Source organism: Caulobacter sp. 1776 (genome assembly GCF_040545685.1).
Classification (GTDB): Bacteria; Pseudomonadota; Alphaproteobacteria; order Caulobacterales; family Caulobacteraceae; genus Caulobacter.
Map to the genome: position 1 here is coordinate 178008 of NZ_JBEPMI010000004.1, position 20047 is coordinate 198054.

The window sequence follows — 20047 nt, forward strand, 5'->3', positions numbered from 1 at the left end:
CGCCTCACTTCACCGTCATCTCAGCCGGCCGGCCCGGCCGTGCGTTGATCCCGGTCAGTTTTTTGCTGGTCGTGGCAAGGCGCGCCACAGCCAAGCCCAACCGGCCGCGCAGCATCCGGCCAGGACGCTGGCGACGAGGACCGTCGCTGGCGGCGGCCTCATCTGGAAGAGCGCGCCAAGACCCGGGACCAGCAGGATCGCGGCCAGGATCGTCGCGGCCAGCGCGGCGATGCTCCAGAACACCCAGCGGCGCGCGGTGAACAGTCTGGACCCACGGACGGCGGCGTCGGTGACCGCCAGGCTGAGGTTGCCAGAGACCAGGGCGACGAAGGCGCCGGCGCGCGCCTGATCGGCGCTCATCTGGGCCAGCCCCCAGAAATAGACGCCGAGCACCGCCATCAGCAGCACCACACCCTGCATGACGCCAAGGATGATTTGGCGCGGCCCGAACAAGGGCCGGCCAGCCGGCTCCGGCGGCCGAGCCATGGCCCGGGGATCGTCCGGCTCCCCCTCGAACACCAGCGAGCAGACAGGATCGATGATCAGCTCGAGAAAGACGACATGCAATGGATAGAGCATGGGCGCCGCGCCCAGCAGGACGGGGATCAAGGCGATCCCGGCGATCGGCACGTGGATAGCGGTGATGTAGATCAGGGCGCGGCGCAGGTTGTCGTGGATGCGCCGGCCCAGCCGCACCCCGCCGACGATCGAGGCCAGGCTGTCGTCGAGCAGGATCAGGTCGGCGGCCTCGCGCGCCACGTCCGTACCGCGGCGCCCCATCGCGATGCCGATGTGCGCTGCCTCGAGGGCCGGCGCGTCATTGACCCCGTCGCCGGTCATGGCCACGATCTCGCCGTTGGCCTTGAACGCTTCGACCAGGGCCAGCTTCTGGGATGGCCGCACCCGCGCAAACACGCTCACGCGCTCGACGGCCGCCTGAAGCCCGGCCGGATCGAGACGGTCGAGGTCCTCTCCCGTCAGCACGCCGCCGGCCGTTTCCAGCCCCGCCTGTCGCGCGAGCTGCAGAGCCGTGGCCGGGTAGTCGCCCGTCACCATGATCACCCTGATCCCGGCCATCCGGGCCTGAGACACGGCCAACGCGGCGTCCTGGCGCAACGGATCGGAAAAGCCGATCAAGCCTACGAGGGCCAAGCCGGCGCTCTCGGGCTCCTCCTGCGCCCGAGCGCCCTGCGTGGCGGCCACGGCCAGTACGCGAAGGCCTTCGGCGGCCAAGCTCTCCAAGGCCGACCGCGCCGCCAGGACCGCCTGTGGCGACATGCGGCAAAGGGCGAAGACCGTCTCCGGCGCGCCCTTGGCCGCGAGCGTGACCGTCTTTCCCCGCCGCCAGCGCTGAACCACCGACAGGCGCGCGGGGGTCAGGGGCCAGACCCGCTCCAGCTTGGCCTCGCTGGCCGCGGCCAGGGCCACGATCGCCCGGTCCATGGGATCGGTGGGGCGCACGGCGCTGGCCAGGGCGGCGGCCTCTAGGACCGGCCGGGCGGCCGCCGCATCGACCGTCAGCGCCTGGCCCTCCCGCCAGATTCGCACCAAGCGCATGCGGTTCTCGGTCAGGGTGCCGGTCTTGTCGACGCACAGGGCGCTGGCCTGACCCAGCGCCTCGATCGCCGCGCCGCGCCGCACCAGGACGTTATGCTTGGCCAGTCGCCAAGATCCCAGCGCCAGGAAAACCGTCAGCACCATGGGAAATTCCTCGGGGATCACGGCGATCGCCAAGGTCAGACCGGCCAGCCCTGCCTCGAGCCAGTCGCCGCGCACCAGCCCGTAGGCCAGCACGACCACCAAGCAGAAGAGGATCGCCGCGCTCCCCAGCCAGGTCACCAGCCTGGCGATCGAGTCCTGCAGCGGCGCGCGCGTGGGCTTGAGTTGCGCCAGGGCCAGGCCAATCGCTCCGGCCGCCGTGCGCGCGCCGGTGGCGGTCACTTCGGCCAGGCCCTGGCCGGAGACGACCAGTGTCGCGGCCGACACCTTGTCCTCGAGCGTCTCGGCTCCCCCGGCCGGGGCCCGCATCACCGGAACGGACTCCCCGGTCAGGGCCGACTCGTCGATCGTCAGGACCTCGCCCTCGACGAGGACACCGTCGGCGGCGACGCGGCCGCCCTCGGCCACGAGCATCAGGTCGCCCGGGACGAGGTCACGGCCGGGAATGGTCATTTCGACGCCATCGCGAATAACCCTGACGCTGGGCTCGGCCAGGTCGCGCAGCGCCGCGAGCGCCCGTTCGCTTCGCGCCTCCTGCAGGACGACCTGCAGGATCGTCCCGCTGGCGGCGACCAGGAGGACCAGGCCTTCGGCCAGGTCGCCTAGCACGAGATAGAGCGCCGAAGCCGCCAGAAGCAGTCCGAACATGGGCTCGAGCACGGTCGCGCCCAGGATCTGAACCCAGCTGCGCCCGCGCGGACCGTCGATGTGGTTGGGGCCGATCGCGGCGAGCCGGCGCGCAGCCTCCTCGCCGCTCAAGCCCTGCCGCGGATCTGGCATCTGCGGCTCCGAGGCGGTCAGCTTTGGCGGCGCGTCAGCGCGTAGGTGGCCAGGCTGGCCACGGCCGCCGCCGCCAGGGCCGCGGCGATGGACGCCGACGCCAGGCTTTCGACCGGATGGCGACGAACCTCGCGGCGGGCCTCGTCGCGCAGCGCGTCAAGCCGCGTCTGCAGCTCGCCGACGAGATCGACCGCCGCATGTCCCAGAGCCACGGCCGAGGCCGACATGGCGTCGCCGCCTTGCTCGGCCAACTGGGCCGTGACGTCCTTGAGATGATGGGAGACCTTGGCGAAGGCGTCGGCGCCTTCATGGCCAAGCTTGTCGAGACGGACGGCGGGTTGGGTCATGGTTTCGCTCCGGTTGGGCTGGGGTTTCACCATCGCCCGCCCTGGGCCGGGGGTTTTGACCTGGGTCAAGCCGGCGCGGTCGTCGGTCCCTGGGCGGATCGATCCATCTGAGAACGAGGTTGAGATGCTCGCTCAGGCCGGTGACTCTCGGAGGGAGGGCTGACGTGGTCGGCCGGATCGGGCAGCGCCGCCCGCAGGGCGGCGATCAGCCGCTCGCGGGCGGTGTCGTCCGGCGCGCTCTGCAGAGCCGCGTTGAGGGCGATATTGAAGGCGGCTCGGTCGTTGTGCCAGTCCAGACGCGAGGCCGCTTCCGGCGGCAGGCGCCGTCCGGTCCGCGCCGCCTCGGCGGCAGGACCAGCCTCCAGGGTGAAGGTCTGGTCGAGCTCCGGAACCACGATGCGGTCGGCCTCCAGGCCCGCGGCGATCAGTCGGCGCTTGAGGCCCGCGGCGGCCTCCGGTTCCCCGTGCGCCAGGAAGATCGAGCCGGCGACCGGACCGCGCGCCTTGATCCAGGCGACCAGCGCTCGGGCGTCCGCGTGGGCCGAATAGGCGTCCAGCTTGCGGACCCGGGCGCGCACTCGTACTTCGTCCCCCTGGATGCTGACGCGCGCGGCCCCGTCGGCGATCAGCCGGCCCAGGGTTCCAGCGGCCTGAAAGCCGCAGAGCAGCACGGTGGCCTCCTTGCGCCACAGCAGCCGCTTGAGATGCTTGCGGATGCGGCCCGCGTCGCACATGCCGCTGGCCGCCAGGATCACGTGCCAGCCCGACAGCTTCTCCAGGCCGTCGCTGTCCCAGGGCTTGTCGAGGAAGTGCAAATGTTCGGACGGTCGGATTCTGACGAAGGGGTTGGCCTGGACCTGGGCATTCCATCCCCGCTCCTGGAAGACCTTGCTGGCCTCGATGGCCAACGGCGAATCCAGGAAGATGTCGCCGCGCGGCGCCAGCCCTTCGTCCATCAGGGTCAAGAGATCCACCAGCAGTTCCTGGCTGCGTTCGACCGCGAAGGCGGGGATCAGCAACGGACCGCCGGCGTCGTGGGCGGCCTGGACCTCTTGCGCCAGGGCCGCGCGCCGGCTCGCGGCGTCCGCGCCGATCCGTTCGCGATCGCCGTAGGTCGACTCCACGACCAGATGGTCGACGCCCTGAGGTCCTTGCGGGTCGCCCACGAAGAGACTGCCGCCCTGGCCGATGTCGCCCGACAGCAGCAGCTTGCGCGGACCTGTGTTCGTCTGGATCTCCAGAGCGATGGAGGCCGCGCCCAGGATGTGGCCCGCCTCCCAATAGGTGGCCGCCACGCCGGGCGCGACGGTGACCGCTTCGTTCAGCTTGACCTTCCTGAACTGACGCATGATCGCCTTGCCATCGGCGGCGGTGTAGATCGGTTCGACCGGTGACAGGCCCCGGCGCTGATTGCGCCGATTGAGCGCCTCGACCTCGCCTTCCTGGATTCCGCCAGCGTCGACGAGCATCACCGCGCTCAGGTCGCGCGTAGCGGCGGTGGCGTAGATGGGACCCTCGTATCCCGCTCGCATCAGTTTTGGCAGCAAACCGGAATGGTCGACATGGGCATGGGTTAGCAGCACGGCGTCGATCTCGCGCGGGTCGAACGGAAACGGGCCGTAGTTCAGGGCCTTGAGGGTCTTGGAGCCTTGGAACATGCCGCAATCGATCAGCACGGTGGCCTGGTCGGTCTGCAGCCGCATGCAGGAGCCGGTGACGCAGCCGGCCGCGCCATGGAACGTCAGGATCGGGGTCATGGCTTGGCCTTTGAAGGCATTGAGAATGGTTTCACGCTTCCGAAAACCGTAGGTCGCGCAGATGGTCTCGCAGGGTGTCGGGCGTGTCGTTGAGCCGATCGGCCGGGGCGTCGTGACGAAGCTTGGCGCGCAGGGCGGGGCTGAGACCGGCGCGAAGCAGCCCGAGGGCGCGGGGCGGCGCGAAGATCACGAGGGCGTCGAAGCGCTCGCCGCGCACCAGGGCCTCCAGCCGCTCGCCGAGCCGGGCCACGAAATCCCGCGCGGCCTTGTCGGCGCGGCTTTCGGTCGCCAATCCGTGCAGCGCGTGGCCCATCCGGTCGTGCACCGCCCCGACCGGCGGCCGCGATTTGGCGGCCGCCTCGATCTCGGTCAGCCAGTCGGCGCGCTCGGTGAGGCGACCGCCGCGCCGCGCCTCCTCGAAGACGCGCGCGCGCTCGCCATCGGCGACGATCACCAAGGTTCTCGTGTCCGGTGTCATGCCGCACCTCCCTGTTCGAGCCAGTTTCGCCCGTCTGCCCGCCCCCAATCATGACCCAGATCAAATCCCGCCGGAGGCCGACGGGTAGGCTCTAGGCCACCTCCCCTTCACAGGGCTTTTGGCCATGAAACACGCCGTCATCCTCGCCCACCCCGAGCCGACCAGCTTCTGCGCGGCGATCGCGCGCACCTGCGTGGAGCATCTGCGCGCCACCAGTCACCACGCGATCCTTCGCGATCTCTTCGCCCCGGCCCTGACCTAGCGCGATGCTGGACCGAGCTTCCGACCCGCCAGGGCTTCCGAGCAACCTCGCGCAGCAGGCCTCGCCCTCCTACCGCCTGGCCGCGCTGGATCAGGACTTCTTGCTGGGCGATTCGATGCGGGGCGTGCGGTTCCTGCTGGAGTTCACCAAGGCCGACGAGGCGCTGCGCGCGTTTGGCGTGCGCTCGACGATTGTGGTGTTCGGCAGCGCCCGGGCGCGCGCCGACGGACCGGGACGCCAGCCGTACTGGCACGAGCAGGCGCGGCTTTTCGGCCAGATCGCCTCCCAACGCGGCGGGGCGCTTCGAAAGGCGGGCGGGCTGCGCGACAACGTCATCGCCACGGGCGGTGGTCCAGGCCTGATGGAAGCGGCCAACCAGGGCGCCTATGAGGTCGGCGCGCCGTCGATCGGCTTCAACATCACCTTGCCGCGCGAGCAGCAGCCAAATCCCTATTCCACGCCGGCGCTGACCTTCCGCTTTCACTATTTCGCCATGCGCAAGATGCATCTGGCCATGCGAGCGGCCGCGCTCGTGGTTTTTCCCGGCGGCTTTGGCACCCTGGACGAGCTTTTCGAGCTTCTGACCCTACGACAAACCGGCAAGGCCCCGCCGATTCCGATCGTCCTGGTCGACGAGGCCTATTGGCGATCGGTGATCTGTCTGGACGCCCTGGTCGCCAACGGCATGGTCGAGGCCGCCGATCTGCAGCTCCTGGCGTTCGCCGACGGCGCCGAAGCGACGTGGCGCAAGCTGGTGGCGGCCGGGCTGAAGGTCGCCCCCCCCTGAAGCCTGAGCGCTCAGGGCGCGGCTCCAGTTGGCCTCGATGGCGGTCAAGAGCGTCGCCGGTGGCCAGACGGTCGGCCTGCGAGCCTCGAGCGATTGGGCCGACCGCGGGGGCTGAGGTGCAGCAGCGCCAAGCCAGGCAACATCGGGGCCCACAAGGTCAACAGGCGCAACACGATGGTTGCGGTGAAGGATTGCTCCAGCGGCACACCCAGTAGATGCTGGGTCGCCGTGCAGGTCGCCTCGAAGGTCCCCAGGCCCAAGGGGACAGGGCCCAGGGTCGCAACGATCGAGGCCATCATCAACGCTATGAAGCTGGTGGCGAAGCTTGCATCTCCCCCCAAGGCCAGGCGGCAGGCCAGCAGGGTCGCCGCGTCGATCAAAAACACCAGGCCGTTGCAGGCCGCCACGCCGGCGATCAAGCGACGGTCCGCGACGAGATCGGCCGGCGCCTGTCCCAAGGTTTGCAGCAGCAGACGCACGGGCCCTATCCGCTCGACCACGGTCGGAAGCGGCTTGCCGCCGCGCCCGCGCAACCATAGGGCCAGGGCCGGAACGCTGAGCGCCACCAGAAGGAACGTCGTCACCAGGCCGACCATCAAGGGCGTGGCATGGTCATGCATCCAGAGCAGAAGTAACATGACCAAGGCTAGGGCCGCATAGGCCAGGTAGTAGCCGATCAACGACACCAACAGCGCCGCGACCGCCGTTCCGCGCGCAACGCCCAATCTGCGCAACTGGTCGATCAGGACGATGTTGCCGCCAAGGCCCGCCGTCGGCATGGCCTGGTCGGCGAAGAGCTTGGTCACGGCGATCGGCGTCAGGACCCACAGGGAGCGGGGCGAACGCGCCCGCGCCAGCACTAGGCCCCAACCCGCCGAGACGCTGACATAGGTTAAGATCTGCAGGGCCAGCGCAAGCGCCAGCCAAGCGGGTTGGGCGCGTCTGAGGAGTTGGGCGAACGCGGTCAACTCGCCGAAGTGGAAGACGGCCCAGACCAGGGCCGCGGCCGTCGCCGCACCGAGCAGCCACCGGCGCCAAACGCCGCCTGGCGCGGGATGGGCCGGTGTTTCAGTCATGGACATAGGATCCCAGCGCCGCGCCAAGGTCAGCCCTTGAGGCCTTCTGGCGACCGACCAGGCGCTCGGCGGGCGGCGCGCACGGATCGATACGCGCCACGTCGCGGAAATCGACGGCGTCGCTCGGCCTTGGCTCGGTCTGGTCGATCCGCCGCGAAGGGGTCATGGCCACGGATCTCCTCGAAGGCTTGAGCCTTACGCCGTCCCGGCCGCCGAAGAACTTCGCAAACCTACGTAGCTTTCCCAATTGGGCGCACGCGTGGCCAGACCGATCCTTCGATTCCAACGCGGATCCCGCCGAGGGAGTTCGGCCATGACAAATTATGAAAGACTCGAGGTTCGTGGGCGCGGCCTCGGCGACCAGGCGGGCCGCATCGACTTCATGGTGGCCGTTTGGCTTTGGATGAGCGGCGCGGTGTTGACTTCCGCCGCCGGAGCCTGGGCTTGCGCCAACTTGCCGATGATTTCCCAAGTCCTGTTCGCCGAGCAAGGACCAATCCCAATGGGCTGGGCCGTGACCTTGGCGCCGCTGGGATTGGTTGTCGTCCTCGGCGGCGCCGTCACCCGGCTTTCGCCCCTTGCCGCGGCGGCGCTCTTTGGAGCCTATGCCTTGCTGGCGACCCGTCGCTCGACGGCTTGGCGGCGATGAGCGCGACACCTGATGCGTTTTGGCGACTAGGCGCCGACGCCTTGATCAAGGCCCTGGCTAGCGATCGCCAGGGCCTCTCCACCGCTGAGGCCCAGGCGCGGCTGGCGCGAGACGGACCGAACGCCATCGCGCCCGCCCGGCGCCATCATCTCCTGGCGGACCTGGCGCGTCGCCTGGCCAATCCCCTGGTGGCGATCCTGTTGGTGGCCGCCGCCATCGCCGGGGCGACCGGCGACCTGGCCAGTTTCGCGATCATCGTCGCGGTGGTGCTGACCTCGACAGGGCTGGACCTGGTCCAGGAACATCGAGCCCAGGCGGCGGCCGAGGCCTTGCGCCAGACCTTGGCCTTGCGAGCCCGTGTCTGGCGTGACGGCGCGCGCGGCGAGATCCCCGTGAGCCAGCTGGTGGCTGGCGATGTCGTCGAGTTGGCGGCTGGCGACCTGGTGCCCGCCGACGGCGTGGTCCTTCAGGCCAACGGCCTCCAGGTCAACCAGGCCCTGCTGACGGGCGAGCCCTACCCGGTGGAAAAGTCGCCGGAGCCGGCCGCGAACCAGGCCGACCTCGCCGACGCGCGCGCCGCCCTGTTCGACGGCGTCTCGGTGGTGGCCGGCGCGGGCCGCATGCTGATCGCCGCGACGGGCGCGCGGACTCGCCTTGGCGCGATCGCGGGGGCCTTGTCCGGCGCCCAGCCGCCGACGGCCTTCGAACAGGGGCTGCACCAGCTGGGGGTGCTGGTGGTGCGCATGACCCTCTTTCTGGTGCTGTTCGTGCTCTTGGCGCACCTGGCCCTGGGCCGCCCGGCCCTCCCAGCCTTCCTGTTCGCCATGGCCCTGGCGGTCGGCCTGACGCCTGAACTGCTGCCGATGATCATGACGGTGGCCCTTTCGCGCGGCGCTCAGCGGCTGGCCGCGGGAAAGGTGGTGGTCAAGCGCCTTTCGGCGATCCACGACCTTGGCCAGATGGACATTCTCTGCACCGACAAGACCGGCACCCTCACCCAGGCGCGTGTCACGCTCGTCGCGCATCTGGGGCTTGATGGCGAAGACGACGAGCAGGTGGCCCGATGGGCGGCGGTCAACGCCGCGTTCGAAACGGGTCTCAAGAGCCCACTCGACGAAGCCTTGATGGCGCACCAGGCCGATCGAAGCCTGGATGGCTGGCGCAAGCTGGACGAGCGCCCGTTCGACTTCGAGCGCCGGCGCGTCTCGGTGCTGGTCGAGCGGCTTTGCGACGGCGCGCGGCTGGAGATCGTCAAGGGCGCGCCCGAGACCTTGCTGGCGTTGTGCCAGCAAGCCCAAGACCGTTCGGGCGCGCTTGTCGCGCTCGATGGGGCGCTGCGGGCGCGCTTGGCAAGGTTGCAGGCCGAGCAGGCGGCTCAGGGACTTCGCCTCCTGGGCGTCGCCTTCAAACCGGCCGCGGGCCAGGACCGGATCGGCGCGGATGGCGACGAGAGCCTGGTCTTTCTCGGCTTCTGCGTCTTTGTCGATCCACCCAAGGCCAGCGCCACCCCCGCGATCGCGCGCCTGGAGGCGGCGGGCGTGCGGATCAAGGTGATTTCCGGCGACGCCGCCGCCGTCGTCGAGCACCTGGTCGCGGCCCTGAACCTGCCGGTCGAAGGCCTGCTCACCGGCGACATGATCGACAAGCTCGATGACCAGGCCTTGGCCGTTCTGGTCGGTCACGTAGATCTGTTCGCTCGGGTGACGCCCGATCAGAAGACCCGGATCGTCCGCGCCCTGCGCGCCCGGGGCCACACGGTCGGGTTCCTCGGCGACGGCGTCAACGACGCCCCGGCGATCAGGGCCGCCGATGTCGGTCTGTCCGTCGACGGCGCCACCGACGTGGCTCGCGAGGCGGCGGACATGATCCTGCTGGCGCCGGACCTCGGCGTGTTGGCCGACGGCGTCCTCGAAGGTCGCCGGACCCACGCCAACATCATGAAGTACGTCCGCATGGGCACCAGCTCCAATTTCGGCAACATGCTGACCATGGCCCTGGCTTCGCTAGTCCTGCCGTTCCTGCCGCTCACCGCCGTGCAAGTGCTGCTCAACAACCTGATCTACGACCTTGCCCAGATCGGCATTCCCTTGGACGGCGCCGACCCCGAAGACCTGGCGCGCCCCAGAAACTGGGATATGCGCGGCCTTGTGCGCTTCACCGCGATCATGGGGCCGTTGTCCTCAGTGTTCGACATCGCCACCTTCGTGCTCCTGCTCGGCGTCTTCGGCGCCGGCGCCGCGCAATTTCGCGCCGCGTGGTTCATCGAATCCATGGCCAGTCAGATCCTGGTGATCTTCATCATCCGTACGAGCGCTCCGATCCTGGCCAGCCGGCCCCACCCCGCCCTGGTCGCCAGCGCCGTCTGCGGCTTGGCCTGCGCCCTGGTCCTGCCGTTCTCTCCGTTCGCCACGCTGCTGGGGTTCGCCGCGCCCAGCCTGCCAGCCCTCGGCGCCATCCTTACGCTGGTGATCGCCTACCTGGCCTGCGCCCAGGCGCTCAAGGGCCTGGCCCTGGATCAAGCACGGTCCCCGCCGCGTCCCCTTGGCGATGGTCCCTCCAGCCACACCGGCGATCGGCCGCCCCGCGGCCCAGTCGAGCTAGGGGCTTGGCCGCGATGGGCCGCGACGCCGCGCGGCTCCTGCCGCGCGGCGTCGGCGACCAGCCGCTTTTGAGAGGGCGCGGCGATCAGGTCTTGATCCAGCGCAAGGTGAGCTCGACGGGGCGGCGCAAGCTGACTTCAGGAGAACACCCATGAGCTTTGCAAGCATCCTGACGGTCCTGACTGGCGCGGCCGACGACGCGCTGACCCTGCAATCGGCCGCAGCCTTGGCGCATGCCGCCCGAGGCGAGGTGAAGGTGGTCCTGGCGCCGCCGCTGGCGGTCATCGGCGACTGGGCCGGCGGGCCCGACGGCTTCGGGGTAGCGCCGGTGGTGCGCGAGGCGGCGCGTACGACCCAGGCGGCGCTGCGCCGCGGGGTCGAGGCCCTGGCCCGGGAAATCACCGAACAGCTTGGCCTGGACATCGGCGAAGACGCCGGCCGCATCGTGCTGGTCGAGGAGCAGTCGGCCCACAGCCTTGATCTGTCGCGCTTGGCGTTGCTGACCGATCTGGTGGTGGTGGGGCGCATGACGCTCCAGACCCTAGGCCCGTGGAGCGGCCTCGTGGCGGACGCCCTGCTCGCCGCGCGGGTTCCGGTCCTGGCGATCAGCAGTGCGCCAGATGAAGCTTCCGCGGTGGCCGTGATCGCCTGGAACGGCGGTTCGTCGGCCGCGCGCGCCGTGCGCGCCGCCCTGCCCCTGCTCAAGCCCGCCAGCCGGGTGGTGATCCTGCAGGACCCCGAACATCTGAGGCTGAGCGACCGCTCGACCACCGACCCCGAACGCCTGGCCGACTATCTGCGCCTGCATCAGGTGCGCGACATCGAGATCTACGTCGAAACCGGCGGCATGCGGGCCGACGGCCTGGTCCGTCAGGCCCGTAACTGGGACGCCGGACTGGTGATCGCCGGGGCGTTCGAGCACTCGCGCCTGCGCGAGGACATCCTGGGCGGCGTCACCGCCTCGCTGGTCGCCGAGAGTCGCACCTTCAACCTGTTTTTCGCCCACTAGGGCGGCGCGTCGTGGGAGCCACGCGATAACCGCCTTGATCCATCCCAGCCGGGCCCGGCTGGTGAGGCCCTGACCAAGGCCAGATCTTTGGCGAAGGCGGCCCCACGCGCCGGCTGAACACACACATGTCGCGTGTGTTCCTGGGGCCGGCGCGCGCCTACAAGCTCAAGCACGCCCTACGCCATTCGTTCACGGAGCCGTCGACACTCAAGCGGCGGCGCATTGCCTGCCTGGCGGAGCCGAGGCTCAACAAGCGGTTGGCCCTGACGCTTCATGAAGCCGTCTGGTCGACTCGCGCGGCGGCCGCGCGCTCCACTACCAGACCCTTGTCGCCGGGCTGCGCGCCACGGAGGCCGCGGGCGCGACGGCGCTGGGCCCTGCGTGCTACGGTGCGATGGCCCTCGAGGCGAGAGACGTGCTGACGACCGCGCCGTGGCAGGCCCGCCGCCTCCCGGCCGGCCGAGCCTGAGCCTTGGCCAGGGCGCCGATCAGTGGGCCAACACCAGGGGCAGGCGCGCGGCGTCGAGCATGCCGCGCGTGACGCCGCCGAACAGGTCCTCGCGCAGCCGTCCGTGGCCGTAGGCGCCCATCACGCAATAGCTGGCGTGCTGGTCGGCGCAGGCTTGCAGGATCACCGCATCGGGACGCTGGCCGCGCGCGGAGACCTGCTCGATCACGGCATGGACGCCATGGCGCGAGAGGTAGGCGGCCGCCGCCTCGGCCGACGCGCCCTTGGCCTTGTCCTCGACAGTGAACAGCGCCACCGATCCGGCTCTGCGCAAGAGCGGCGCGGCCGCGCGCACGGCAGCCATCGCCGGTTCGGACCCGTCCCACGCCACCAGGGCATGACCGCCCACGTCGAAGCCGCGGGCCTCGTCGGGAACCGCGACGACGGGGCAGCGCGCGGCCAGAACGACCGCGTTGGCTACGGCGTGCGGCTCGACCCGCAGAAAGCTGTCGCGCTTGCAGTTGATCACCAGGAGGTCGGCCAAGCCGGCAGCGGCGAGCAGGCATCCGGCGACGTCGCCGCGCGTGTCGCTCCAGTCCCAGGCGATATCCTCGTGTGTCAGGCGCGCGGTCAGGGCGATACGATTGGCCGCTTCGAGCTTCTGCGCCTCAGCCTGGACCATGGCCTGGGCCACGCCGCCATCGTCACCGGCGACGACCATCACGGGTGTGACGTCGAGACATTTGAGGTGGCCGTCCAGCGCGCGGACCAGATCCAGCGCCGCCTGCAGCCGCGCTTCCTGGCCTTCGTCTTGATGCACGAGCAGCAGGACCGTTTTCATCGTCGCCTCCGGGTTTGGGACATGGGCTGGCGCGAGGCTAGACGGCGAGCAACGGGACCGGCATCCGCAATTATACGCAGACGCGACGGGCGCCGCGGACCTCCGGTCATCGGCCTCGAGCGCCTGGCAGATCACCACGCCGCCGGCGATCAGCGCCACGCGCGGTGTCCGGCCGGCTCGCGCGGCGATCCGCCCCCTTCCGTCTTGGCTTGGCGTCTTCGCGCGATCGGCCCGGACGACGCGCCCTGGGCTAGCCGAGCACGATGCGCGCCCCGCCGGCGGCGAGCGTCAGGCCGATGCCGCGCCCCTCCAGCGCCAGGGTGATCTCCACCCCCTTGGCGTTGCGCAAGGTCGCGCGCCCCCGACCCAGGATCAGGGTTCCACCGGCCCCGACACCCCAGTAAAGGCCCTCGAAATCCTCGATCGCCGTCAGATGACGCACCTCGGCGGTTCCCTCCACGCGCTCGGCGCCAAGGCCCACGGCGCTGACGCCCGACAACCGGAAAGCATGGCGCCGCCCCTGGAAAGTCAGGGTTCCGGAGCCGGACTGGTAGCCGATGACCAGGGCCAGGGTCTCGCCCTTGAAGCGCGCCTTGGCGGGCTCGGCCGACTGGCTCCAGGCGTTGCCCCCGGGGACCAGCAGGCCCAAGCCGGCCGCCATCAGCCAACGTCGCGCGCCGTCAGGGGCCTTTGCCATGGGGGATCCGATCTGGAGCGTTTTCATGGCACCAGCTTGGCGCCGTCGCTCAGGGGCCGGGATGATCTTGGTCAATCCGCGTCTGACGGGCGCGTGCCATGACAAGGAACCGCCTCATCTGGGCGAGTCTTACGTGGACGGATATGATGATGGACGCATCGGTATCGCGCGCCGCCTCGGCGACGTCGACCGTCTCCAGGTCTTCCGACCCGCCCGCGCGCGCGCCCGCTTTGGCCAGGCGTCCTGCTCGGCGGCTCTGGCTGGCGATGGCGGCGTCCATCGTCTTGGCCGCCGCGGGTCTCGGCGCGGCGCTCGTCCTGCGTCCGCCGCGCGTCGAGGCCTCGCGCGCGCAGCTGGGCGAGGCGGTCGATATCGTCTACGCGTCCGGCATCGTGGACTATGTCCGCCAAGCTCATATCGCTCCGGTCGTCAACGCCCCGATCCGGCGCGTCCTCGTCTCCGAGGGCCAGGAGGTGGCGGTCGGCCAATGGCTCGCCCAGCTCGAGGACGGCCCTGCCCAGGGCGCGGCCTTGCAGCTGTCAGTCCAGGCCGCTCAGGCGCGCATCGTCGCGGGGCGCACGCGCCGCCTGTTCGAGGCTGGTTTCGCCGCGCGCGCGGCCGACGACGACGCCCAGGCTCAAGCCCGGGCGGCCGGCGCCGCAGCGGCCAGCGCCACGGCCCGCTTGAGCGACTATCGGTTGACCGCGCCCTTCGCCGGACGCGTTTTGCGGCGCGACGCCGAACCCGGCGACCTGGCTTCAACCGGGACTGTGCTCTTCTTGCTGGCCGACCCAAGCACGCTGCGCATCACCGCCGATGTCGACGAACGCGACATCGCGCGTCTCGCGCCCGGCGCCGAGGCGCTCATCCGCAGCGACGCCTTCCCCGGACGCGTGTTCCAGGGCCGCATCGCCCAGATCACGCCCGCGGGCGATGCCACGGGACGGGTCTTTCGGGTTCGCATCGCCCTGCCCGCCGACAGCGGCCTGTCGCCGGGTATGACCGTGGAGACCAACTTGGTGGCCGAGCGCCGCCCCCACGCCGTGCTGGTTCCCGCCCAGGCCCTTCAGAACAACGGCGTCTGGCGTCTCGACGGTGACCGGGTGCGCCGCGTCGGGGTCGAACTGGGCGCGGTCGGCGGCGGCCGCGCCGAGATCCGCGCCGGCCTGACGGCGGGTCAGCGCGTGGTCCTCCATCCCCCGGCGTCCCTGCGGGACGGACAGCGGGTGCGTGTGGCCGCGCCATGAGTCTGCTGGCCGTCCTCAACGGCGTCGCCACGGCGCACCTGCGGGTGCGGGCGCGCCAGACCGTGGTGGCGACCTTGGGCGTGGCGATCGGCGTCGGCTTCTTCCTGGCGGTGTCAGGCATGATGGTCGGCTCGCAAAAGGATTTTGTCCGCACCCTCGTCGACTCCGCGCCGCACATCATCGTGCGTGACGAACAGCGCCGCCCCGCGCCGCAGCCGGGGCTCGAGGTCTTTCCGCAAGCAGCCGTCGCCATCCATGGCCTGCGCCCCCAGGAGGAGGTGCGGGGTCTGAAGGACTGGCCGGCCATGCTGGCCGACGCGCGCGCCGTGCCGGGCGCCCTGGCGGCCGCCTCGCTCAACGGAGCGGTCACCGTCGCCTTCGCCGGTCGAACCGCGGCGGTGGCGTTGAGCGGGGTGGATCCGCGGCTGGAAGGACGCCTGGCCAAGATCGACGAGAGCCTGGTCGGCGGCGCGTTGGGTGACCTGGAGGCGCGCCCCGACGGGATCATCATCAGCCGCCCGTTGGCCGATCGCCTCGGCGCGCGTCTGGGCGACACGCTGGTGGTGACCGCCTCGACGGGGGCGCTGCAGCGCATGCGCATCGTGGCGCTGATCGAGCCCGACGCCCAGGCCGGCTTCTACGCCGGCGACACGGTGGCCTATGGCCTGCTGCGCACCGCCCAGGTGCTGTTCTCTCGCCCCAACATCGTCAATCAGATCCATATCCGCCTGGCGCGATCCGAGACCGCGCAGACGCAGGCCCAGACCCTGGAGGCGCGCTGGGGGTACAAATGGGAGTCCTGGCAGGAGCGCTCGGCCGACATCCTCAATCTCTTGGTCGTGCGCAACGTGATCATGTACGCGGTGATCCTGGCCATTCTGATCGTCGCCAGCTTCGGCATCTACACCGCCGTGTCCAACAGCGTGGCCGACAAGCGGCGCGACATCGCCATCCTGCGGGCCATGGGCTTCACCGTCGGCGACATCCAGGCGATCTTTCTAATCGAGGGTCTTCTGGTCGGGGTCCTGGGCGCCCTGCTCGGCTTCGCGGTCGGCACCGGACTATTGGAGATCCTGGCCAGCCTGCCGCTGTCGATGGGCGGCAAGCCCTTGGTGCTACCGCTCGATCGCGGCGCGCCGCAGTACCTGCTGGCCGGCGGCGCCTCGCTCGCCGCGGCCCTGGTGGCGGCGTGGCTGCCCGCCCGCAAGGCCGCCAGCGTGGATCCGGTCACCATCCTTCGCGGGGCGGCATGAGCATCCTGGTCGAGGCGCGGGCGGTGAGCCGGACCCTGTCGGACCCGGAGCCCTTCACCCTGGTCGATGCCGCCAGCCTCGGCGTGGAGGCGGGGCAATTGGTGGCGATCGTGGGCCCGTCGGGCTGTGGCAAGTCCTCCCTGCTCTATCTGCTCGGCCTGCTGGACCGACCCAATCAGGGGGACGTGCTGATCGATGGTCAACCGACCGGTCATCTGGCCGAGGCGGACCGCACACGCCTTCGGCTGGAGCGGATCGGCTACGTCTTCCAGTTTCACTTCCTGCTGCCCGAGCTGACGGCGCGCGACAATGTCGCCCTGCCCATGCGGCGCCTGGCCAAGCGATCACGAGCGCAGATCGACACCGCGGTCGAGGGTCTGCTCGACAAGCTCGGCGTCGGGGCGCAGGCCGCGCGTCGGCCCGATCGACTGTCGGGCGGTCAGCGCCAGAGGGTGGCGATCGCCCGCGCCTTGGCCAATGATCCGGCGATCCTGCTCTGCGACGAGCCGACCGGCAATCTCGACAGCCTCAACACCCGTCTGGTGATCGAGGAATTTCAGCGCCTGGCCCATGACGAGCACCGCGCCGTGATCTGCGTCACTCACGACGCGGGCTTCGCCGAGGCCGCCGATCGGCGCGTGCGCATGCTCGACGGGCGGATCGTCGAGGATCGCTAGGCCGCGCGCGGCGAACTCGATCCGGGACAAGAGCCAGGCCCTAGGCTAGCGCCCCCAAAGACCGTTCCAGGACCTTGCGATGACGCCCAGGTCATCCGCGCGGCCGCGCCTATCGCTCAACTCGCGCCCGCCACGTCCAGGACCGCCGCCCCGGCGAACGCGCCGGCGCGTAGGTCCGCCAAGGCCCGGGCGGCGTCCCGCAGCGGATAGGCGGTGAGGTGCGGGCGAACCCCGGCGGCGGCGGCGCGCGGCAGATAGTCGGCGCCGTCGGCGCGGGTCAGGTTGGCTACCGACATCAGCCGGCGCTCTTGCCATAGGTCGGCGTAGTCGAACGTGGGAATGGCGCTCATGTGGATGCCAGCGCAGACGACCGACCGCCCCTTGTCCACGGCGCGCAGGGCCGCCGGCGCCAGGGCGCCGTCCGCCGCGAAGATGATCGCCGCATCGAGCGGCTGGTCGGGCGCGTCGAGCGAGGATCCGGCCCAGACGCAGCCCAGCGATCGCGCCAGGTCCTGGGCGGCGGCGTCGCCAGGCCGGGTAAAGGCATAGACCGCTTGGCCTTCGAAGATCGCCAGCTGGGCCAGCAGGTGCGCGGCCGCGCCGAAACCGTATAGGCCCAGTCGCCGCACGCGCCGCCCCTGCCCCGCCATCCGCCAGGCCCGAAACCCGATCACCCCCGCGCACAACAGGGGCGCGGCCTCCAAGTCGCTGAAGGCGTCGGGGATCGGCAGGCAAAAAGCGGCTTCGGCCAGGGCCATCTGGGCGTATCCGCCGTCGCGCGTCCAACCGGTGAACCGCGCGGCCTGGCAAAGGTTCTCGAACCCGTCCTGGCAATAGACGCACCGTCCGCAAGCCCAGCCGAGCCAAGTGACGCCGACTCTTTGGCCTGGCGCGAAGCGCGTCACGCCTTCGCCCAGGGCGTCGATGGTCCCGACGATCTGATGGCCCGGGACGATCGCGCCCTTCACGGCGAGGTCGCCATCGAGCAGGTGCAGATCGGTCCGGCAGACCCCGCAGGCGCAGACCCGAAGACGGACCTGGCCAGCCCCGGGGCTGGGAACCGGTCGGAGGGCGGCCGTTAACCGGCCGTCCTCCAGCACCATGGCTTGCATGCTCAAACGGTCGGATCGGCCTTGGCCGTCTGGATGGCGATGTCTCGCCCCGGGGCGCCGGCGGTCTTCGGCGCGGTGATGGTCAGGACGCCGTTCTTGAGCGTGGCGCTGAACTTGTCGCCATCCACGGTGCGCGGCAGGGGGACCTGGCGCGCGAAGGCGCCGGAACGGCGTTCGAACACGCGATAGGTCTTGTCGTCGCTCTGGGTTTCGCTGGCCTTCTCGCCGCGAACGGTCAGAACGTCGTTGTCGAGCGTGATGCTGAGCTCGTCCTGGTCATAGCCGGGAACGTCCAGTTTCAGTTCGACGCCTTGGGCGGTCTCGCTGAAGTCCAGGCTCGGGCTGGAGAAGGCCTCGGCGACGCCCAGGCTGCGGCCAAACTCGCTGAACACCCGATCGATCTCGCGCTGCAGCGGCGCGAAGATGTGGGTCGCCTGCTGGCTCAGGGCCGGCAGGAAGGGTTTGCTCTCATGCAGGGACATGGCGTGCTCCGTCAGGGTGATGCGCCTGCTTGGCGCCGGACGATCATCGCGCGCGGCGCGTCGGACCGCTTGATCCTCGTCAAACCCTCCCGCTGGCGCGGGGACAGAATGGCGCGCGAGGCGCCGTCTGTCGGCCGTGGCGCAACGACGTCCAGAAACCGCCGCATGCTTGCCGCGCCCTCCAAGGCGCGGGCTGGGCCTTGCTCAGCCCTCGATCAGGTTCGTCATGGCGCGGCCTTGCGCCGCGAGGCGCGCGCGCGGACCACCCTGGCCTGGCCGCCGGCGAGCGCGACTGGCCCTCGATCACCACGCCCCCGAAGACGACGCGACGGGCCCATCGCCAGGGCCAGACCCACGATCGCCGAGACGAGGGCGAGCACTCCAAGGGGGATGGATGGCCAGACGGCCCAGCAAGGGAGCCCAAAGCGCAAGAGCGATGGTCAGCCTCCACAGCCCGACCGGGTTGAAGGCGCCGGCCGGCCCATAGCGGCGATTTGGCAGCAGCGGCAAGCCGATTGCCGTGGATCAAAACCCGCCCCGAGGCCCGGGGTCATGATCGCCGGGCTCGTAAGCTCCCAGAGACCCCAATGGACCAGAACCTGCGCCACCAGATCATCGACGTCCTCCAGCTCGGCAAGGACCTCAGCCTGGCGGCTCTGCGCGAGGACGGGTTTCCCCAGGTCACCACCGTGTCCTACGCCAGTGACGGCCTCGCGATCTATTTCGGATGCTCGGCCCAATCGCAAAAGGCGCGCAACCTGGCGCGCGATCAGCGGGTCTCGCTAACCGTCGATCTGCCCTATGAGCGCTGGGACGACATCCGCGGTCTCTCGCTCGGCGGACTAGCCGCGCGGCTCAGCGACCCCGACCAGATCCTACAGGTCGGTCGCTTGTTCCTGGACAAGTTCCCGGCCCTGCGCGGCGGTTTTGGGCTGGGCGAGGAGGAGACGGCGCTATTCTGCGTCACCCCGCTCGTGATCGCCCTGCTCGACTATCGCAAGGGCTTTGGCCACGTCGATCTGGTCGAGGCGGGCGAGCTTGAAACCTGACCTGAGAATCCGGCGGTCGCCTCTGGGCCTTCGGACCAATGCGCGGCGTCCGTCAGGCGCGCCGTCACTCAAACGCCTGCCTGATCTCAAGACGGCGACGTCGTCCCGATGACTCAGCGTATGAAGGACCTGGCCGAGCAGATCGTCGGCCTGCAGGCCGAGCTGGATCGAGAAATCGAGCGTCGCCGTCGGGCGCTAGGATGGCGGCTTACCAGCCAGATCGGCGAATTTGAGTTCGGCATCGCCTCCGAGCATCGGCGCTTGCGCCTGGGTATGGGCAAGTTCCTGAGCCGAAGCTCGTTGTTCACCTTGCTGAGCGCCCCGGTGATCTATTCGCTGATCCTGCCGCTGGCCTTGGCCGACGCTTGGGTGAGCATCTACCAGGCCGTCTGCTTTCGCGCCTATGGCATCGTGCGCGTGAGACGGACCGACTACCTGGCGTTCGACCGCAATCGCCTGGGCTATCTCAACCTCGTCGAGCGGCTCAACTGCGCCTATTGCGCTTACGCCAACGGCGTCATCGCTTATGCGCGCGAGGTGGCCAGCCGCACCGAGCAATATTGGTGCCCGATCAAGCACGCCGTCCGCCAGAGCGATCCGCATCGGCGCTACTGGGAATTCCTCGACTATGGCGACGCCGAAGGCTACCGGCAGCGGCTGAAGATGTTTCGCGACCGGCTGCGCACCGAGCCGACGGACGCGGCCGCGCCCTGAGCGCGAAGAACTCGATCCCTCGACGCGTCCCCCTCAACGTCAGAGACGCCTTCGAGGTAGCGG

20 protein-coding genes are annotated in these 20047 nt (G+C 70.0%); 9 read left to right on the top strand and 11 right to left on the bottom strand.

The window, feature by feature from the left end:
• Window positions 1-54: 54 nt before the first annotated feature.
• The 4 genes from ABIC66_RS12120 to ABIC66_RS12135 all read right to left on the bottom strand — a co-directional run bounded on the left by ABIC66_RS12120 (window position 55) and on the right by ABIC66_RS12135 (window position 5081).
• The gene (locus ABIC66_RS12120) at window positions 55-2499 is read right to left on the bottom strand and encodes a cation-translocating P-type ATPase (RefSeq protein ID WP_354070532.1); all 2445 of its coding nucleotides are present in this window, start codon (window positions 2497-2499) and stop codon (window positions 55-57) included.
• Between the two features lie 17 nt (window positions 2500-2516).
• The gene (locus ABIC66_RS12125; protein WP_354070533.1) at window positions 2517-2846 is read right to left on the bottom strand and encodes a hypothetical protein; all 330 of its coding nucleotides are present in this window, start codon (window positions 2844-2846) and stop codon (window positions 2517-2519) included.
• 65 nt (window positions 2847-2911) lie between these two features.
• Window positions 2912-4603, bottom strand: coding sequence for an MBL fold metallo-hydrolase (locus tag ABIC66_RS12130; protein ID WP_354070534.1), 1692 nt, complete (start codon window positions 4601-4603; stop codon window positions 2912-2914).
• Between the two features lie 31 nt (window positions 4604-4634).
• Entirely contained in the window at window positions 4635-5081 is a 447-nt protein-coding gene (locus ABIC66_RS12135; protein ID WP_354070535.1) for a host attachment protein, read from the bottom strand.
• A 124-nt stretch (window positions 5082-5205) separates the two neighbouring features.
• On the opposite strand from ABIC66_RS12135, the gene ABIC66_RS12140 reads away from it, so the two are divergent.
• Both ABIC66_RS12140 and ABIC66_RS12145 read left to right on the top strand, forming a co-directional pair.
• Window positions 5206-5343: an NAD(P)H-dependent oxidoreductase gene (locus ABIC66_RS12140; RefSeq protein WP_354070536.1), complete on the top strand. Its 138-nt coding sequence runs from the start codon at window positions 5206-5208 to the stop codon at window positions 5341-5343.
• Between the two features lie 4 nt (window positions 5344-5347).
• Window positions 5348-6130: an LOG family protein gene (locus ABIC66_RS12145; protein ID WP_354070537.1), complete on the top strand. Its 783-nt coding sequence runs from the start codon at window positions 5348-5350 to the stop codon at window positions 6128-6130.
• A 44-nt stretch (window positions 6131-6174) separates the two neighbouring features.
• Here ABIC66_RS12145 and ABIC66_RS12150 read toward each other — a convergent pair whose 3' ends face one another.
• Both ABIC66_RS12150 and ABIC66_RS12155 read right to left on the bottom strand, forming a co-directional pair.
• Window positions 6175-7206 carry a lysylphosphatidylglycerol synthase transmembrane domain-containing protein gene (locus ABIC66_RS12150; protein WP_354070538.1) on the bottom strand — a complete coding sequence of 344 codons (1032 nt, stop codon included), beginning with the start codon at window positions 7204-7206 and terminating at the stop codon, window positions 6175-6177.
• Window positions 7199-7372, bottom strand: coding sequence for a hypothetical protein (locus tag ABIC66_RS12155; RefSeq protein WP_354070539.1), 174 nt, complete (start codon window positions 7370-7372; stop codon window positions 7199-7201). The genes ABIC66_RS12150 and ABIC66_RS12155 overlap by 8 nt, the downstream gene beginning before the upstream one ends.
• Before the next feature lie 479 nt (window positions 7373-7851).
• On the opposite strand from ABIC66_RS12155, the gene mgtA reads away from it, so the two are divergent.
• Window positions 7852-10527, top strand: coding sequence for a magnesium-translocating P-type ATPase (gene mgtA, locus ABIC66_RS12160; RefSeq protein WP_354070540.1), 2676 nt, complete (start codon window positions 7852-7854; stop codon window positions 10525-10527).
• 79 nt (window positions 10528-10606) lie between these two features.
• Window positions 10607-11464, top strand: a complete 858-nt coding sequence (locus ABIC66_RS12165; RefSeq protein WP_354070541.1) for a putative universal stress family protein — start codon at window positions 10607-10609, stop codon at window positions 11462-11464.
• A gap of 488 nt (window positions 11465-11952) precedes the next feature.
• On the opposite strand, the gene ABIC66_RS12170 is transcribed toward ABIC66_RS12165, so the two are convergent.
• The 3 genes from ABIC66_RS12170 to ABIC66_RS12180 all read right to left on the bottom strand — a co-directional run bounded on the left by ABIC66_RS12170 (window position 11953) and on the right by ABIC66_RS12180 (window position 13730).
• Window positions 11953-12753 carry a universal stress protein gene (locus ABIC66_RS12170; RefSeq protein WP_354070542.1) on the bottom strand — a complete coding sequence of 267 codons (801 nt, stop codon included), beginning with the start codon at window positions 12751-12753 and terminating at the stop codon, window positions 11953-11955.
• A 250-nt stretch (window positions 12754-13003) separates the two neighbouring features.
• On the bottom strand, window positions 13004-13450 hold the full coding sequence (locus ABIC66_RS12175) for a hypothetical protein (RefSeq protein ID WP_354070543.1): 447 nt from the start codon (window positions 13448-13450) through the stop codon (window positions 13004-13006).
• 49 nt (window positions 13451-13499) lie between these two features.
• On the bottom strand, window positions 13500-13730 hold the full coding sequence (locus ABIC66_RS12180) for a hypothetical protein (protein ID WP_354070544.1): 231 nt from the start codon (window positions 13728-13730) through the stop codon (window positions 13500-13502).
• Between ABIC66_RS12180 and ABIC66_RS12185 the strand changes: the two genes are divergently transcribed.
• The 3 genes from ABIC66_RS12185 to ABIC66_RS12195 are packed head-to-tail and all read left to right on the top strand — an operon-like array spanning window position 13717 to window position 16627.
• Window positions 13717-14697 (top strand): efflux RND transporter periplasmic adaptor subunit, encoded by a 981-nt coding sequence (locus ABIC66_RS12185; RefSeq protein WP_354070545.1) that lies wholly within the window; start codon window positions 13717-13719, stop codon window positions 14695-14697. The two genes, ABIC66_RS12180 and ABIC66_RS12185, sit on opposite strands and share 14 nt — an antisense overlap.
• Window positions 14694-15950 (top strand): ABC transporter permease, encoded by a 1257-nt coding sequence (locus ABIC66_RS12190; protein WP_354070546.1) that lies wholly within the window; start codon window positions 14694-14696, stop codon window positions 15948-15950. Before ABIC66_RS12185 ends, ABIC66_RS12190 begins: the two co-directional genes overlap by 4 nt.
• A complete protein-coding gene (locus ABIC66_RS12195; RefSeq protein ID WP_354070547.1) occupies window positions 15947-16627 on the top strand; it encodes an ABC transporter ATP-binding protein in 681 nt (226 codons plus the stop codon). The genes ABIC66_RS12190 and ABIC66_RS12195 overlap by 4 nt, the downstream gene beginning before the upstream one ends.
• 116 nt (window positions 16628-16743) lie before the next feature.
• Here ABIC66_RS12195 and ABIC66_RS12200 read toward each other — a convergent pair whose 3' ends face one another.
• Both ABIC66_RS12200 and ABIC66_RS12205 read right to left on the bottom strand, forming a co-directional pair.
• Window positions 16744-17739, bottom strand: a complete 996-nt coding sequence (locus tag ABIC66_RS12200; RefSeq protein WP_354070843.1) for a zinc-binding alcohol dehydrogenase family protein — start codon at window positions 17737-17739, stop codon at window positions 16744-16746.
• 2 nt (window positions 17740-17741) lie between these two features.
• The gene (locus tag ABIC66_RS12205; RefSeq protein ID WP_354070548.1) at window positions 17742-18221 is read right to left on the bottom strand and encodes an Hsp20/alpha crystallin family protein; all 480 of its coding nucleotides are present in this window, start codon (window positions 18219-18221) and stop codon (window positions 17742-17744) included.
• Between the two features lie 587 nt (window positions 18222-18808).
• Between ABIC66_RS12205 and ABIC66_RS12210 the strand changes: the two genes are divergently transcribed.
• The gene (locus ABIC66_RS12210) at window positions 18809-19270 is read left to right on the top strand and encodes a pyridoxamine 5'-phosphate oxidase family protein (RefSeq protein ID WP_354070549.1); all 462 of its coding nucleotides are present in this window, start codon (window positions 18809-18811) and stop codon (window positions 19268-19270) included.
• Window positions 19271-19378: 108 nt separating this feature from the next.
• Window positions 19379-19984 carry a hypothetical protein gene (locus tag ABIC66_RS12215; protein WP_354070550.1) on the top strand — a complete coding sequence of 202 codons (606 nt, stop codon included), beginning with the start codon at window positions 19379-19381 and terminating at the stop codon, window positions 19982-19984.
• The last annotated feature ends 63 nt before the right edge of the window (window positions 19985-20047 follow it).